This is a genomic window from Trichocoleus sp. FACHB-40, assembly GCF_014695915.1.
Taxonomy (GTDB): Bacteria; Cyanobacteriota; Cyanobacteriia; order Cyanobacteriales; family FACHB-T130; genus Funiculus; species Funiculus sociatus.
Genome location: NZ_JACJPF010000078.1, coordinates 1 through 15,941 on the forward strand (window position 1 = coordinate 1; position 15,941 = coordinate 15,941).

Here is a 15,941-nt window from a genome sequence, read left to right on the forward strand (position 1 = left end):
TTGAGTATTTATTACATCGACTTCTAAATGAAGGTGAGTTGATTATTAAGTGGGAGCGTAAGCTTAAAAACAAAGGTAATTCTATTAACGTAATTTAAAAGCGCAACAGCTTAACTAACTGAGCGTCTTATGGTCGGTTTGGGTGGGAGAGCGATCGCGCAACCTATTGAGTGTAGAGTTGAACAGGCTTTAGGGGATGCGATCGCTCTCAAATGCTAACAAGCTTTGCAAAACTGACTGGTATGCAGTACAGCTTCACCATGATCGGGAATCCAAGCTACCCATTCATCCTCAGACTTCTGACACAGTAGCAGTGCCTCATCATAGCTGAAACTACTCGGAAGCTCCAGCAGCTGCACCCACATCGACTCTTGGTAATCTAACTCCGATGGGGTTGACCAGTTAAAAGTACACTGACGTAACCCAACTTCACGGTAATCCAATTTCATATCTGTCTTCCCTCCGATAAGCAAAACGGCACGCAGTTGAGGCTATTTGCTCTCAAGGCGCTTAATAGCCTCACCTAGTGGGCTATATCAAATTTATTTCTGTAACATATGCTACGAAACTTCTTGGGATGAAAGCAACTACCTGTCTTAAAACTTTATGTTTATCAAGACAGTACCAAAGAGGGATGTAATTGATTGGCACCATTCGGGTAAGCCGCAGATTCCGCCCGGAGCTTGAGTTCTGGGCTAATAGCTAAAGTCCTATGCAAAAGGACTTTAGCTATTAAAGAGGGGTTTTAACCTCAGGCGGGTTAATGCAACAGGAGTAAGATGTGCGTTAAAAGAAACTCTTTTGGCTACCCCTAACTTAATGGTGAAGAATGGTTGGGTAGAGGCGTTGAGGAATCCGGCGGGGGAGGCGCGGCGGCGAGTTGGGCTTGTTGTTCTGCTGCCAGTTTGGGCTTTAAATAAAGATTCTCCACCAGCACCGCAGCACCAGCCACCCAAGGGGGGACAATCACCGCGCCAACAATACCTAACACCTGCGTTCCTCCTAGAACCGCTAAGAGTTGATACAAGGGGTAGACTTTCACTGAAGAACCCACCAGCAGGGGGTCAAGCACATAAGTTTCCAAATTCTGGATAATCACGAACAACAGCAGCACCCAGAGGAAGGTTAATCCGCCTTGGGAAATTGCCACGATGAGGGCAGGAACGGCTCCCAGAACGGGGCCAAGGAAGGGGATTAAATTTGTGAAGCCAGCGATTACACCCAAGGCTAAGGCAAATTCCGATAGTCCCAAAATTCGCAAGCCGAGAGTAATCACTACCCCCAAAATCGCTGACACCAAAACTCGACCCTGGATGTAACTGCCCATTCGCTGGCTGGCGGGTGCGACTTGCGCCGCCAGACGTTCGTCCCAAGGCGAGGGAAACAGCTGCACCAGACCTTTAACCAGTTCTTGACTACCAGCTACCATGTAGCCGGAAATCAATAACGCCAAAATAAAACTAAAAACGCCGCCGATAATTCCCCGCGTGATGCCGTAAGAACGCAGCAGCACCTGTTGACTCGAACCAATTACCCAGTTAGTAAGAGATTGGGTATTAAGGAGGCGGCGGGCTAAGTCTGGTCGTGCGGCGTTGAGATTAACCAGAAAGTTTTCAACTTGTATCCGCAGATTTTCCAGGTATACAGGAGTATTGACCGCAAGGCGTTGACTCTGCTCCACCACTGTAGGGCCGATTAACAAACCTGCGCCAGTGACGATAGCGATTAGCGTTAAATATACGGTGATAACTGCCAACCACCGGGGCATTTGCAAGCGTTCTGCGCGATCGATGGCGGGTGCAATAGTGGCTGCCATCACCACTGCAACCATCAGAATGACTACCAAACTCCGCAGCTGCCACAGCAACACCATTACTAAAGCGATCGCTAAAATCAGCAAGATGTTAGACAGGGAAATGGTGATGCGCTGCTCAGGTATGATTCTCAATCACACTGCCTCCCAATAGTAAACTTTTCTGGTAAAACGCTGCCTGAAAAAGGCGTGATGCCCAATTAAGACGCTCTAAACATTAGTTTACATATGCAGTTGGGAATGGGGAATGGGGAATGGGGAATTGGGGAATTGGGGATTGGGGAAAAGTCTTACCGACGAGAAAACCTGGAAAGATGTGCAAAATGGTGTTGACTTCAGCGGTAAGGATGACTTTGACAAAACCCCTCGCTTTATCCGCAACTTCCGCGACTTGGCTACTTATGTCCACTTTGATACTCTGTATGAAACTTACCTGAACGCCTGCATCTACTTACTGATGGAGATGAAGGAAAATACTGGGCAGGTAGGGATGGATATGAGGGGACAAGGAGGCAATAAGTTTCAGTTTCCTTTCGATACGGGCAACCCTTACCGCGACTCGCTGACTCAAATGGGCTTTGGCACTTTCGGCGGGCCGCATATTCTCAGTCTGGTTACTGAGGTGGCGACACGGGCGCTGAAAGCTGTTTGGTTCCAGAAGAGTTTGATGGCACGGCGATCGTAATCTAAACCTAGCGTTTTTAAATTTTCTGTTGGTGTAATTGTCTCCCGCTGAGCTGTCCCTGATGCACCCACATAGAAATTGATGAGTGAGTTTTATCGTCAGTTTAAGCTAACTGGCGATAAGGCTCCATCTTTGCGAATCGCCCTGCCAGGAGAAGAAAAGATATTGCGCGATCGCACTCTTGGGAATCTTCGGCTCTCAATAAGTTAAGTAAATTTTTGCATAATTTCCCTAAAATGGGAGCGAGATATAAGCAGTTCGCTAACCCACTGACAGAGAATTTTGCTATGTATCCTCATCTTCATCGCCTTAGCGTTATTAATGCAACCTTGCTCATCTCGTTGAGTTGTCCGTTACAAGTGGTAGGGATTACTTGGGGAAGCAATGCGGCTTTGGCGCAAGCACAAACTAGAGAACAACGCAATGACGAGGCGTTGCGGCTGTATCAAGTAGGAGTTAAGCAATATCAGCAAAGTCAGTTTCGAGAAGCTTTAGAGACGTTTCAATCTGTTTTAGTTATTGTCAGAGCAATTGGGGAGCGCCAAGGTGAAGGAGCCGCTCTCCACTATATTGGGGAAGTTTACCGCCGCCTGGAACAGTACCCAAAAGCGTCGGAGTATTATCAACAAGCTTTAGCCATTGTCAAAGCAATTGGTGACAAGGCGCAAGAAGGTACGACGCTCAACAATCTTGGGGAAGTTAACCGCCGCCTGGGACAGTACCCAAAGGCGTTGGAGTATCTTCAACAAGCTTTAGCCATTCGCCAAAAAATTGGTGAGGCGCAAGAAGGTACGACGCTCAACAATATTGGGTTAGTTTACAGCAACCTGGGACAGTACCCAAAGGCGTTGGAGCATTTTCAACAAGCTTTAGCCATTGCCAAAGCAATTGGTGACAAGGCGCAAGAAGGTACAACGTTCAACAATATTGGGGAAGTTTACAACAGCCTGGGACAGTACCCAAAAGCGTCGGAGTATTATCAACAAGCTTTAGCCATTGCCAAAGCAATTGGTGACAAGGGGGGAGAAGGTACGACGCTCAACAATATTGGGGTAGTTTACTACAGCATGGGACAGTACCCAAAGGCGTTGGAGTATTATCAACAAGCTTTAGCCATTCGCCAAAAAATTGGTCACAAGGGGGGAGAAGGTACGACGCTCAACAATATTGGGGAAGTTTACCGCAACCTAGGACAGTACCCAAAGGCGTTGGAGTATTATCAACAAGCTTTAGCCATTGCCAAAGCAATTGGTGACAAGGCAGGAGAAGGTACGACGCTCAACAATATTGGGGCAGTTTACTATAGCATGGGACAGTACCCAAAAGCGTCGGAGTATTATCAACAAGCTTTAGCCATTGCCAAAGCAATTGGTGACAAGGGAGGAGAAGGTACGAGGCTCAACAATCTTGGGTTAGTTTACAGCAACCTGGGACAGTACCCAAAAGCCTTGGAGTATTATCAACAAGCTTTAGCCATTGCCAAAGCAATTGGTGACAAGGCGAGAGAAGGTACGACGCTCAACAATCTTGGGTTATTTTACCACAGCCGGGGACAGTACCCAAAAGCCTTGGAGTATTATCAACAAGCTTTAACCATTGCTCAAGCAATTGGTAACAAGGCGGGAGAAAGGACGACGCTCAACAATATTGGCGAAGTTAACCGCAGCCTGGGAAAATAACCTCAAGCGTTGGAGAATTATCCACAAACCTTAGCGATTGCCCAAGAAATTAGTGACAAAGTAGGGGAAGTTGCAAGGCTCAACAATCTTGGGGAAGTTTTCGGGGTATCAATCGGCTGTGGTTGAGGTGGATGACGGCTGCGGGAGATGCGATTCTTTTGCCCAGTGAGCAAGCTGGCTGGGATTAAAAACGACCAAGCTCACCGGATACTAGCAACTTCTGCAACCCAACCAGCTTGTCACGTTTCGGTGCAGAGGCTTGTTAGCTGGCGATGACTAAAACTTTGATTTGTTAGCAAAAAGGGGTTTACGGTATTAGCTGTTGGACAGAAATTCTCGAAAGTAGCGAGCAATTGCCTCTAGCTCGCGCTTCTCACCCATCCCAATTGCCAGATCCAAAGCAAGTGCCTTTCTTGAATTTATTAGAAAGTAAAGTTGAGAACGTATGTGTGTATATCCATACCCGATGTAATGTGAGTCTAGAAACGTTACTTCTGCTGAGCGAATTTCATGGAGTGGCAATTCAACAACTTTAGATTGTCTCAAACCTTGAAACTCTATAGTTGCTTGGTTAGTAGCTTTATTTAATCTATATATAGTTACTATTTTTTCATTTGACAAAAAACGACGAAGTGCAAGCCAAAGAAGCCATACTGCTAAAGGTGAGAAGAGAAATCCCCACCATCCGATACCAAGGCTTATGCTGATTGCGAATAAAAATCCTCCTATCATGAATAGAAAACAGAGCATCACAAAAGCAGTGCCGAGGAAAAACTCTGCTTTCGTTCCTCTTTGAAGAATCAAGACTTGTTCGGTTTTCGTTAGGATCTTCATCGTCGTTCAATCCTTGAAAATACTATTAACGCGATTACTTTTCGATATCTTCAAACGACCATCATTTCAAACGAGCAACCATTGGCTTGAAATGGTGTTAACTAAGCTTACACTTTTTCAAGGCTTTCTTGCATAAATGATTGCAAAAAAACAAGCCAGCTACACTGCCCGCTAATACCAATTCCTAATAACCGCCAAGCAAGAAGCTGAATCGGATAAACGTGCTGAACGATGCGCAGCTCGGCGAAAGCGATCGCGCTTATTTTGACCTCAAAATCGCCCAAATTGCCCTCGATCATATCGTCCCAGATACCCCTGTTTCATTGATTCGGACAAGCTACAGAGGAGCATTTTAGTTTTTCTGACGTGATCAATAAACTCAGGCTGAACTCGTTTAAAAATTCCCTAGTAACGCTGACGAAATGCTTCTGTTTGAGCTTTCAATGCTTGCTTCTTTTCTTCTTGTCTATTTTCTGATTATCGTTAAGTTTTAGATTAAAATCTGTTTTTTAACTGAAGGCTCGTCAAGGAGGGCGCGTGCTAAAAGTAACAGCACTTTGCGCCCTCACCCTTCCTCTGGGTTGCCGCTCATAATGTAATAATGATAATCATTATTATAAAACCAGAGGAATCCATCATGGTACAAGCGCCGACAAACACCATTCCCGTCACCGTTCTCACCGGATACCTGGGCGCGGGGAAGACAACACTTTTAAATCGCATCCTGACTCACGAACACGGGCTGAAGGTGGCTGTGATTGTCAACGAGTTCGGGGAAGTGGGGATTGATAACCAACTGATTGTCAATACCGATGAAGAAATCTTTGAGATGAACAACGGCTGCATCTGCTGTACCGTGCGTGGCGACTTGATTCGGATTATCAGCAACTTGATGAAGCGGCGGAATAAGTTTGACCATTTGGTGATTGAAACCACCGGACTCGCCGATCCTGCGCCTGTGATTCAGACATTTTTTGTAGATGAGGATATGCGCGATCGCGTAAAGTTAGACGCTGTAGTGACAGTTGTAGATGCTCTCCACATCTGGAATCACTGGGAGGCGGAGGAAGCGCAGGAACAGATTGCCTTTGCCGATGTGATTTTGCTTAACAAAACTGACTTGGTGACACCAGAACAACTTGATGAGCTTGAAAAGCGGATTCGCTCAATGAATGCGATCGCAAAAATCTACCGCACCCGCAACTCCGAGTTAGAGATGGATGCGCTCTTAGGAGTAGGAGCATTTGACTTAAATCGGGCGTTGGAAATTGACCCAGAATTCTTAAATGAAGATGCCCACGAACACGATGAAACAGTGTATTCAATCGCTTTGGTGGAAGCGAAACCACTGAATTTTGAAAAGCTCAACAATTGGATAAGTTCTCTATTGCAAACTCAGGGTCAAGATATCTTTCGGATGAAAGGTATTCTCAATATTGCAGGCGAAGACCGCCGCTATGTATTCCAAGGCGTACATATGCTATTTGAGGGAAACCCTGACCGCCCCTGGAAACGTGACGAAGAACGCAAAAATGAACTCGTTTTCATCGGTCGCAATCTCAACGAATCCCAACTAAAAGAGGATTTTCAAGGATGCCTAGCGTAAAGGAACCACTGCTTAAATTGGCGAAGCAAGGAACCCTCTCCGATTACGTGACAGTTGTTGCTTGGTCGCCCGATGGCACAATAGCAGCAAGTTCCGCAGCCGGAGAAGTGATGCTTTTGCAAAGTGAGGAAACCACCCTCTTACAATCAGCTAACGGTTATTCTGTAGACTGTTTAGCTTTTTCTAAAGACGGGCAATTTTTAGCAGCAGGCGGACAAGATGGAGGGGTGAATATTTGGCAATTAAATACCGGGGAATTAATTGCCAGTTTGAAGAATGCACCCAATTGGGTTGACCAGATGGCTTGGAGTCGCAGCAGTAATTTGTTAGCTTTCAGCTTGGGGCGCTTCGTACAAGTTTGGGATGCCGATCAACGCGAAATTGCCGCAACTCTAGATTTTGCCGAATCTTCCGTTTTAAATATTAATTGGCATCCAAACGGTCAGGGATTAACAGTTGGCGGCTATCAAGGGGTGAAAATTTGGAATCCCCAAGATTGGGACGACGATCCTTATATGATGTCGGTTGATTCTGCTAGTTTAGCGATCGCTTGGTCGCCTGATGGCAAATACCTCGCCTCTGGCAATCTAGATCGCACCATCACCGTCTTAGAGTGGAACAATCCCCACCCCTGGATTATGCGAGGCTTTCCCGGTAAAATTCGCCACCTAGCTTGGTCGCAAGCACTGACAAAAACAGGTGCGCCCCTCTTAGCCAGCGCCAGCGCCGAATGTATTGTCGTCTGGGAAAAGCACCCAGATGTCTCTCGCGCTTGGGAAGGTCGAGTGATAGAAAGGCATACAGAAGTCGTACAAGCCATTACTTTTCAACCAAACACCTTCCTCTTAGCTTCAGCATCGGAAGATGGCTGCGTGTGTCTGTGGCACAAAGCCAAGAGCATAGCTCAAAACCTCTCTGGCGCACCTGACGGCTTTTCCTGCCTTGGATGGCATCCCCAAGGGCATCAACTCGCCGCCGGGGGGAACAACGGCGAAATACTAATTTGGTCGCCAAGCCAACGCGGTCAAGGATTTGGTCGCCGTTGAGCGAAACTTAGCTGACTGTTTATTGGCTATAATGCCATCAAAAAGTGTCAGCTTTTAAATTATGAACAAAACTGCTCTGGCAATGCTAGCCTGCCCTGTAATTTTGGCATCAATGTTACTGTTAGCTAATGCAGCACAAGCCGCTGAAGCTTCAAATGCCATGCTGTCTGCACCAACTGCACATGCACAAGTTGTTGTAGCGGATCAACAAGTTCTCGCATCTGTGGAACCGAGTAATCCAATCAAAGACCAAATAGGTTGCAGCTGCGCTGCTTGCACAAAGGCTTTGAGTCAAATGCAAGGTCAATTCGTCCTTTAGAAAGGATTTGTGTAGGGGCGAAGAATTGCGGTGAGAAATTTATGATGATAACCAATAACATAACTACCGCAAGGCTTCGCCCAATAACCTTCGGTTAGCGCTCTTTTAAAACTCAACGGCAAGAATTTGTTATAACAACAAATAATCTGTTATTTGACAGTATAGCTTTAAGCTAACAATTCATCTAGCGCAACACTAAATCCTTGGAGTACCAATTGTGTGTTTACCACATCACCAGTATTAAACCCTAATGTCTGATTTTGCGTAATTAATAATACCCGACGGCTCTCAGGAAATACCAGCCAAACTTCCTGACAACCCGATTCTAAATACTCGCTTGCTTTGGCAAACAAATCCTCGGCTGAATCGGTTGGAGAAGCGATTTCAGCAATTAGCGGTGGACTTTGTGGCAACGCTCCCGCCTCACCAAACTGCGCTACCAACTCCGCTGTGAGATAAGATACATCAGGACGACGACCTTGCTTTAAAGTCCGACAGGGAAGTTCTACAACAACCGCTCCTCCTTGTCCAGATTGGGTTATGTGATTTCCCCAGTAAAGAACTAACTTACCCTGAACTAGGCTATGTTTTACCGTCATTCCCATTTTCTCCACAAGTTGTCCATCCACCCACTCCATGTTTTCGGGGGGGTTAGTCATAAAGTCTTCTAAAGAGAAGCTTTCGGTTACAGTAGCGATCGCCATAGTCATCTACTCGCTTTGGTCAGGTACTAATATTATGGCAGCCTGTACATAGCACATACCCCCAACTTCCCGATAAAAAGAAGTTGGGGGTATTCTATTGTCTATAAATCAGGAAATATTATTAACGAACCCTAACTGTTTCGTACTCCAAACGAGGTGCAGTTAGCTCTTGGGATATCGTCTCATCTGGAAAATGTTTATCTATAATTTCAGGGATTTCTTTAGCGTCAATCCGAGTGTAGCGAGTTTTATCCGGCATGACGATATTTGGCCCTGCTTTGCAACGCTTCATGCAGCCAGTCCCCTTGATCGTAACCTGGTCGTCTAAGCCGCGATCGCGTAACCCTTCTTCCAAAGCCTGACAAACTTTATTAGCACCTAACTTGCAACAATCTGACTTTTTACACACCAGAATCGTCGCTTTGACACCGGAAGGGAGGGGAATTTTTTTTGCAGGTGTAGGCAATTCCTGAATTGCTTCTACTTGTGCAACTTCCCTCTCTTGATTGGGGGCAACACTTGGTTTAACAATATAAGCTTTTAGTTTAATTTCGCCACTTTTGGGCTTTAGCTTTCTTTCGCCATAAACTTCCACCCAAGAACCCGGTTTCACTGCCGATCTGAAAAGGGAAATTCTAGCTTCTTTGGAAAGCTTGATTTGAGCTTCACCCTCAGAAGTGGCGAGTCGCAGAGTTTTTATTTTATAGCCATCTTCAACTACAAAACCCAGTAACCATCCTTGAAGATGAAATTGTGCTACTTGATAGTTTTCTTTAGACATAGCTGTTATTAAATCCTCTTTTTAAAGTTCTTTTGGATAGTTACAGGGATTGCCAACATCGCTCAAGATGCCTCGCCAAGTCGCGGCGGGATGCCGTTAACTGTCTGACAACACTCCACACCTGGACAGCACCGGTAACGCTGTGAACATCAACCCATAAAGGCTGGTTAATCGAACATCCGCACTGTATGTCTAGCTCTTGCAAGCGGTAATAGACTTGCCACCGATCTCCTGGCTTGACTGCAACAACAAGGCTGGCTTCGACTTTTGGCTCTATTGGATTCATTTGTCTCTACAAACGCGAGAAATTACCATTTACTTTTTCTCCTCCACTTCCTGACATCCGGTGAAATCTTCGGTAGCAAGGATTTTCGCCTGTCTTTTCCTACATAACTACATATAACCCAAACGCTAACAATTCTCAACTAGCTTAGCCAAAAATTTAAAAATCTGACAGAAATTGGATCGATCCCTAGGCGGATGCGGAAGGCTCGAAACCCTTTCTCCAGGGAGTCATAAAGGATAAATTTGGCAAGCTAAAAGGCTTTGTATTTACCAATAAACTTTGGCAGGAATGCTTTACCCCTGCTAGTTTTGAGCCAAAACAGGGAGTGCGTGATACACTGACTTTATTGGCAACAACGGTTGCTTAATGAAAAGGAGAACACGATCATGTCGGAAACTCAGAGTGTATTACGCTCCTTTGGTCAGGTTTATGACAATCCGGTGTTGCTGGAGCGCAGCGTAACTGAACCAGTTTGTGAAGGCTTCAATATTGCTCTAGCAAGTTTTCAGGCGCTGTACCTGCAATATCAAAAGCATCATTTTGTAGTTGAAGGTTCAGAATTTTATATGCTGCACGAGTTCTTCAGCGAAAGCTACGAACAGGTGCAGGGACACGTGCATGATATTGGCGAACGTTTGGATGGACTCGGTGGCGTACCAGTGGCTGGCTTTGCCAAGTTAGCAGAACTGTGCTGCTTTACTCCGGAAGACGAAGGTGTTTTTTCCTGCCGTCAGATGGTCAAACACGATTTAGCTGCTGAACAAGCTATGATTGGGTTGATTCGTCGTCAAGCAGCGCAAGCAGAAAGTTTGGGCGATCGCGCTACTCGGTATCTCTACGAACAAATTTTACTCAAAACTGAAGAGCGTGCTTATCATCTGGCTCACTTCCTTGCCCATGACAGCTTAACTCTGGGATTTGTCCAGTCTGGCAATAACTAAGATTTAGCTGTACAACTTGGTCAATTTCAGCTATAATAAGCCAAAATATTCAAACGAAAGACAGCTTTAAGCACCCCAACTGCCTTTCTTTCAATAGAGGAGAACCTATGGCAGAGACGAGATACTTTATCTCTCTCTGTCATTTTCGTTATTGATGCACAGGGAAATCCAATCTAAAAGTATAAATTTATTGATTGGATTTGTCAACGCTGCTTAACAAAAAAATCCACTTTTGCCAGAAACAACCTGTGCTATACGCACCAGTTACTATCGTTCCTAGGCGGTCGCCTGGGAATGAGAGTAAGGAAAGTAAGCTCCCACTCCCTAAGTCATAAGTCATCAAATCTTGGAAAAATAGACCCAATAACCCGCCAGGAATAGGATGAAACCCCGTAGAATAATCAGGACTTGACAACGGTTACGCTAGGACTAACAAATATGCCCCGTCGCAATGATATTCATAAAATTTTGCTACTAGGCTCCGGGCCAATTGTCATAGGACAAGGCTGCGAGTTTGATTATTCAGGGACGCAGGCCTGTAAAGCCCTTCGGGAAGAAGGATATGAAGTGGTGTTGATCAATTCCAACCCAGCTTCGATTATGACCGACCCGGAAACCGCTGACCGCACCTACATTGAACCGATGACACCAGACGTGGTGGAGAAGGTGATAGAAAAAGAGCGACCTGACGCTTTATTGCCAACGATGGGAGGTCAGACTGCTCTAAATTTAGCCGTGGCGCTGGCAAAGAATGGAGTATTGGACAAGTACGGCGTTGAGTTAATCGGAGCCAAATTACCAGCTATTGAGAAAGCCGAAGACCGCCTGCTGTTTAAAGAAGCGATGGCGCGAATTGGGGTGCCAGTTTGTCCGTCGGGAATTGCTAGTACACTAGAAGAAGCGAAAGCGATCGCTCGCGAAATCGGCTCCTACCCCTTAATTATCCGTCCCGCTTTCACCCTCGGCGGCACGGGCGGCGGTATTTCTTACAACCAAGAAGAATTTGAAGAAATGGCACAGGGAGGTATAGATGCTTCTCCCATGTCGCAGATTCTGGTGGAAAAGTCGCTTCTGGGTTGGAAAGAGTACGAACTGGAAGTAATGCGCGATTTGGCAGATAACGTAGTGATTATCTGCTCAATCGAGAACCTTGACCCGATGGGTATTCACACCGGGGACTCAATTACCGTAGCGCCAGCGCAAACCTTGACAGACAAGGAATACCAGCGTCTTCGGGATGCCTCAATTAAAATTATCCGCGAGATTGGGGTAGAGACGGGCGGCTCAAATATTCAATTTGCCATAAATCCACTTACAGGCGAATTGATTGTAATTGAGATGAACCCGCGAGTTTCCCGCAGTTCCGCGCTTGCATCTAAGGCGACGGGATTCCCGATTGCTAAAATGGCGGCGAAGTTGGCGGTGGGTTACTCCTTAGATGAAATTCCCAACGACATCACTAAGAAAACACCAGCCTCGTTTGAGCCGACAATTGACTATGTGGTGACGAAGATTCCCCGATTTGCGTTTGAGAAATTTCCCGGTTCTCAATCGGTGCTGACAACACAGATGAAATCGGTGGGAGAAGTGATGGCGATGGGACGGACGTTCTGCGAGTCGTTCCAAAAAGCTTTGCGTGGTTTGGAGACAGGACGCGCCGGATGGGGATGCGATAAGAAGGAGAAGTTACCTTCACTGGAGCAAATTCGGGCTGGTTTGCGGACACCAAACCCAGAACGGATTTTTACAGTGCGTCATGCCTTTTTGATGGGGATGACAGGGGAAGAGATTTATGAACTCACCGGAATCGATTTGTGGTTTCTGGATAAGATGCAGGAACTGTTGGAAACCGAGAAGTTCCTGAAGCGGAGTCAGCTTACAGACCTGAAGAAGGAACAAATGTGGGATATTAAGCGGCAGGGATTTAGCGATCGCCAAATCGCCTATGCTACTAAAACCACAGAGGATGAAGTCCGCGATTATCGGAAATCGCTGGGTATCGTGCCTGTTTACAAGACAGTGGATACTTGTGCGGCTGAGTTTGAGGCGTTAACTCCATACTACTACTCGACCTACGAGGAAGAATCGGAGGTGTTGCCTTCTACTAAGCGCAAGGTGATGATTTTAGGCGGCGGCCCGAACCGCATTGGACAGGGGATTGAGTTTGACTACTGTTGTTGTCATGCGGCTTATGCCTTATCCAAAGAAGGGTTTGAGACGATTATGGTCAACTCGAACCCAGAGACAGTTTCCACAGATTATGACACAAGCGATCGCTTGTATTTTGAGCCACTGACCAAAGAAGATGTCCTCAACATCATCGAGGCGGAACAGCCAGAAGGGATTATTGTCCAGTTTGGCGGTCAAACACCGTTGAAATTGGCTTTACCTTTACAGGAATATCTGCAATCGCACCCCGAAATAACAGCTAAAATTTGGGGAACCTCGCCAGATTCGATTGACACTGCTGAAGACCGAGAGCGATTTGAAAAAATCCTGCGGGAACTCGATATCAAGCAGCCAGCAAACGGTCTGGCTCGGAGTTACGAAGATTCTCTAGCTGTCGCCAAGCGTATTGGCTACCCGGTTGTGGTACGTCCTTCTTATGTATTGGGAGGACGAGCGATGGAAATCGTCTACTCCGATGATGACTTGCAGCGCTACATGATTTATGCGGTTTTAGTAGAGCCGGAGCATCCCATTTTAATCGACAAATTCTTAGAGAATGCGATTGAAGTGGATGTGGATGCGATCGCAGACCACACTGGCAAAGTAGTAATCGGCGGTATCATGGAGCATATTGAACAGGCAGGAATTCACTCCGGAGATTCTGCCTGCTCGTTGCCCTATACTTCCCTCTCCGAACCAGTGCTGGAGACAATTCGCAGCTGGACGGTTGAACTAGCCAAATCCCTGAAAGTCATCGGATTGATGAATATCCAGTTTGCTGTTCAAGGGGAACAAGTCTACATCCTCGAAGCCAACCCCAGAGCCTCGCGCACCGTGCCTTATGTCTCCAAAGCCACCGGAGTTCCCTTAGCTGGCTTAGCATCCCAAATTATGGCAGGTACGACCCTCGAATCTCTGAAATTTACCGAGGAAGTGATGCCCAGTCACATTGCTGTCAAAGAGGCGGTATTGCCTTTTGAGAAATTCGCTGGCACAGATACCATTCTCGGCCCTGAGATGCGCTCCACGGGTGAAGTGATGGGAATTGGTGCCGACTTCGGGACAGCCTTTGCTAAAGCAGAATTGGCAGCAGGACAGCGTTTACCTTTATCTGGGACGGTGTTCGTGTCGATGCACAACCGCGATAAAGCGGCGGTTGTGTCTGTGGTGAAAAACCTGATGGAGTTAGGTTTCCAGATAATGGCAACCGAAGGCACCAGGAAAGTGTTGCGAGAGAACGGGTTAGATGTTGAACTGGTGCTGAAATTGCATGAGGGTCGTCCTCACGTGCTAGATGCAATTAAAAATAGCAAGATTCAGCTAATTATCACTACGCCTTCTGGAGAAGAGGCGCAGGCAGATGGTCGGCTGATTCGCCGGAGCGCTCTAACTTACAAAATCCCGATGATCACAACTATTGCTGGTGCCAAAGCTACGGCGGCGGCGATTCGTTCGTTGCAGTCTCAACCCTTGCAGGTGAAGTCATTGCAAGAATATATCGGCAGCCACAAATAAACCTTACAAAAGCCTGTTTCTAGCCTCCCTTCCCTCGTTTCCAGGGAAGGGAGGCGACCGCCTCTATTTCACATTGGTGCAAGATATTACTTGCAACAAACAACCAACGACCGACAGTTGACAAAAAACGATTAATTGATATTGCAATTTGAATGGGTGACAGCTTATTTTTTTCTATTCACTTTTAAGCAAATCATCGAGATTACTCCTCTATCCTGAAGTAAGTATTTTTAATTACTCCTTTGATAATAAAATGTTACATATAACTTACTTAAAATAAAATCCCTAAGACATATATTAACTATTATTAAGCTTACAGAAGTATTTTGGGATACAAGGCATAAGCAACGATTACTTAAATGACCCCTATCCCTATGTAGGTAAATTATGTGTTTTTTTTTGTAACCAAACTTTCAGCCAAAAGGCGTAAAGATTGGATACCCAATACCGTAATCTATTACAGTACAATGGTATTTTAAAATTAGATACACAGACACTAAACAAATTAGCCAGAGGTAAGTAATGCAATACCCAAATTGTGCAAACTTAAAACTAGAGCAACTGAAAAATAAAAATACCACTGAGCTGCAAAGCTCTTTAGAAGAGATTCTGGCTCAGTTACAAAAAGAAAGCTCTCTGGTGGCAGACTATCCTGATGCAGAGGGACTAGGCTTGAAAAACATTAGTCGTAACAAGAGGGCAGTGATAGAGAGAATTATTGCCCTGAGCGTCTCGGAGTCAAATATAAAACCTTATGCAGATCAGGCCAAGTGGGAATGTGCCTAATGAAAAATCTCTCCAGAGAATCAGAAACCTGATCCTGCGCGTCGTAGAAGCAGAGACGGATAATTTCTCTGAACTAGCGCAAATGGCTGGATTAAATCCTCTGAAAGATTTTGCTGGTGGGAACCTGAGTGGTGTTGACCTGAGTGGTGCCGATTTGAGCGGTGCCATTTTGAGCGGTACTATGTTACTGGCTGCTAACCTCAGTTGTGCTGACCTCAGTGGTGCTAACCTGAGCAGAGCCAACCTGAACAATGCTGACCTCAGCAACGCCAACTTGATTAGTGCCAACTTGATTTGTGCTGACACGATCAATATCAACTTGAGCGGTGCCAACCTGGTTGGTGCTAGCCTCAACACTTGCAACTTGCTTTGCGCTACTCTCAATGATGCCAAACTAATTGGAGTTGACCTGCGCCGCGCCAACTTGATGGATGCGAAATTGTGCTGTGTCAATCTAAGCGATGCTAACCTGAGTCATGCTTCTCTGCGCCGTGCCAACCTAAGTAATGCCATCTTAATTGGTGTCAATATGCAGGGTGTTGACCTGAGCAGCGCTGACCTACGTGGTGCTAACCTCAGCGATACTGACCTAAGTAGTGCGAAAGTCCAGAAGGCTCGATTTGGCGAAAATGAAGGATTGCCAGAGAGCATAAAGCGGGACTTGAGGCGACGCGGGGCAATCTGCTAAAAAATAAAAAAAGGCTATTTATAAAAAGTTATGGTAGTGGTAAACAGGTAGTGATATTCAATGCTCAAAGCCTTGTACGGTAAGGGGTG

General features: G+C 46.0%; 16 protein-coding genes and 1 pseudogene. 10 read left to right on the forward strand and 7 right to left on the reverse strand.

The window, feature by feature from the left end; all coding sequences use genetic code 11:
• Window positions 1-215: 215 nt before the first annotated feature.
• Both H6F63_RS18145 and H6F63_RS18150 read right to left on the reverse strand, forming a co-directional pair.
• On the reverse strand, window positions 216-449 hold the full coding sequence (locus tag H6F63_RS18145) for a hypothetical protein (protein ID WP_190638929.1): 234 nt from the start codon (window positions 447-449) through the stop codon (window positions 216-218).
• A 362-nt stretch (window positions 450-811) separates the two neighbouring features.
• A complete protein-coding gene (locus H6F63_RS18150; RefSeq protein ID WP_190638992.1) occupies window positions 812-1,939 on the reverse strand; it encodes an AI-2E family transporter in 1,128 nt (375 codons plus the stop codon).
• Between the two features lie 241 nt (window positions 1,940-2,180).
• Here H6F63_RS18150 and H6F63_RS18155 point away from each other — a divergent pair.
• The 3 genes and pseudogenes from H6F63_RS18155 to H6F63_RS18160 form a co-directional block, all read left to right on the forward strand.
• Window positions 2,181-2,492: pseudogene (locus H6F63_RS18155) on the forward strand (phosphoesterase); the annotation flags it as partial.
• Between the two features lie 87 nt (window positions 2,493-2,579).
• Window positions 2,580-2,708, forward strand: a complete 129-nt coding sequence (locus tag H6F63_RS30610; RefSeq protein WP_277876443.1) for a hypothetical protein — start codon at window positions 2,580-2,582, stop codon at window positions 2,706-2,708.
• A 77-nt stretch (window positions 2,709-2,785) separates the two neighbouring features.
• Window positions 2,786-4,177, forward strand: coding sequence for a tetratricopeptide repeat protein (locus tag H6F63_RS18160; RefSeq protein WP_190638931.1), 1,392 nt, complete (start codon window positions 2,786-2,788; stop codon window positions 4,175-4,177).
• 315 nt (window positions 4,178-4,492) lie between these two features.
• Here the strand turns inward: H6F63_RS18160 and H6F63_RS18165 are convergent, their stop codons facing one another.
• Entirely contained in the window at window positions 4,493-5,011 is a 519-nt protein-coding gene (locus tag H6F63_RS18165; RefSeq protein WP_190638932.1) for a hypothetical protein, read from the reverse strand.
• Window positions 5,012-5,118: 107 nt separating this feature from the next.
• Complete coding sequence (locus H6F63_RS18170) at window positions 5,119-5,310, reverse strand: hypothetical protein (RefSeq protein WP_190638933.1); 192 nt, start codon at window positions 5,308-5,310, stop codon at window positions 5,119-5,121.
• A 338-nt stretch (window positions 5,311-5,648) separates the two neighbouring features.
• Between H6F63_RS18170 and H6F63_RS18175 the strand changes: the two genes are divergently transcribed.
• The 3 genes from H6F63_RS18175 to H6F63_RS18185 all read left to right on the forward strand — a co-directional run bounded on the left by H6F63_RS18175 (window position 5,649) and on the right by H6F63_RS18185 (window position 7,982).
• A complete protein-coding gene (locus H6F63_RS18175; protein WP_190638934.1) occupies window positions 5,649-6,617 on the forward strand; it encodes a GTP-binding protein in 969 nt (322 codons plus the stop codon).
• Window positions 6,605-7,663 carry a WD40 repeat domain-containing protein gene (locus H6F63_RS18180; protein WP_190638935.1) on the forward strand — a complete coding sequence of 353 codons (1,059 nt, stop codon included), beginning with the start codon at window positions 6,605-6,607 and terminating at the stop codon, window positions 7,661-7,663. The genes H6F63_RS18175 and H6F63_RS18180 overlap by 13 nt, the downstream gene beginning before the upstream one ends.
• A gap of 61 nt (window positions 7,664-7,724) precedes the next feature.
• A complete protein-coding gene (locus tag H6F63_RS18185) occupies window positions 7,725-7,982 on the forward strand; it encodes a hypothetical protein (RefSeq protein WP_190638936.1) in 258 nt (85 codons plus the stop codon).
• Window positions 7,983-8,149: 167 nt separating this feature from the next.
• Here the strand turns inward: H6F63_RS18185 and H6F63_RS18190 are convergent, their stop codons facing one another.
• The 3 genes from H6F63_RS18190 to H6F63_RS18200 form a co-directional block, all read right to left on the reverse strand.
• Window positions 8,150-8,692: a Uma2 family endonuclease gene (locus tag H6F63_RS18190; protein WP_199298127.1), complete on the reverse strand. Its 543-nt coding sequence runs from the start codon at window positions 8,690-8,692 to the stop codon at window positions 8,150-8,152.
• Between the two features lie 115 nt (window positions 8,693-8,807).
• The gene (locus H6F63_RS18195) at window positions 8,808-9,467 is read right to left on the reverse strand and encodes a (2Fe-2S) ferredoxin domain-containing protein (RefSeq protein WP_190638937.1); all 660 of its coding nucleotides are present in this window, start codon (window positions 9,465-9,467) and stop codon (window positions 8,808-8,810) included.
• A 40-nt stretch (window positions 9,468-9,507) separates the two neighbouring features.
• On the reverse strand, window positions 9,508-9,753 hold the full coding sequence (locus tag H6F63_RS18200) for an Asr1405/Asl0597 family protein (protein WP_190442796.1): 246 nt from the start codon (window positions 9,751-9,753) through the stop codon (window positions 9,508-9,510).
• Window positions 9,754-10,139: 386 nt separating this feature from the next.
• Between H6F63_RS18200 and H6F63_RS18205 the strand changes: the two genes are divergently transcribed.
• From H6F63_RS18205 to H6F63_RS18220, 4 genes are all read left to right on the forward strand, one after another.
• A complete protein-coding gene (locus H6F63_RS18205; RefSeq protein ID WP_190442798.1) occupies window positions 10,140-10,694 on the forward strand; it encodes a Dps family protein in 555 nt (184 codons plus the stop codon).
• Window positions 10,695-11,132: 438 nt separating this feature from the next.
• Entirely contained in the window at window positions 11,133-14,378 is a 3,246-nt protein-coding gene (carB, locus tag H6F63_RS18210) for a carbamoyl-phosphate synthase large subunit (RefSeq protein ID WP_190638938.1), read from the forward strand.
• A 522-nt stretch (window positions 14,379-14,900) separates the two neighbouring features.
• Window positions 14,901-15,164: a hypothetical protein gene (locus H6F63_RS18215; RefSeq protein WP_190638939.1), complete on the forward strand. Its 264-nt coding sequence runs from the start codon at window positions 14,901-14,903 to the stop codon at window positions 15,162-15,164.
• On the forward strand, window positions 15,133-15,852 hold the full coding sequence (locus H6F63_RS18220) for a pentapeptide repeat-containing protein (RefSeq protein WP_190442809.1): 720 nt from the start codon (window positions 15,133-15,135) through the stop codon (window positions 15,850-15,852). The genes H6F63_RS18215 and H6F63_RS18220 overlap by 32 nt, the downstream gene beginning before the upstream one ends.
• Window positions 15,853-15,941 lie beyond the last annotated feature (89 nt).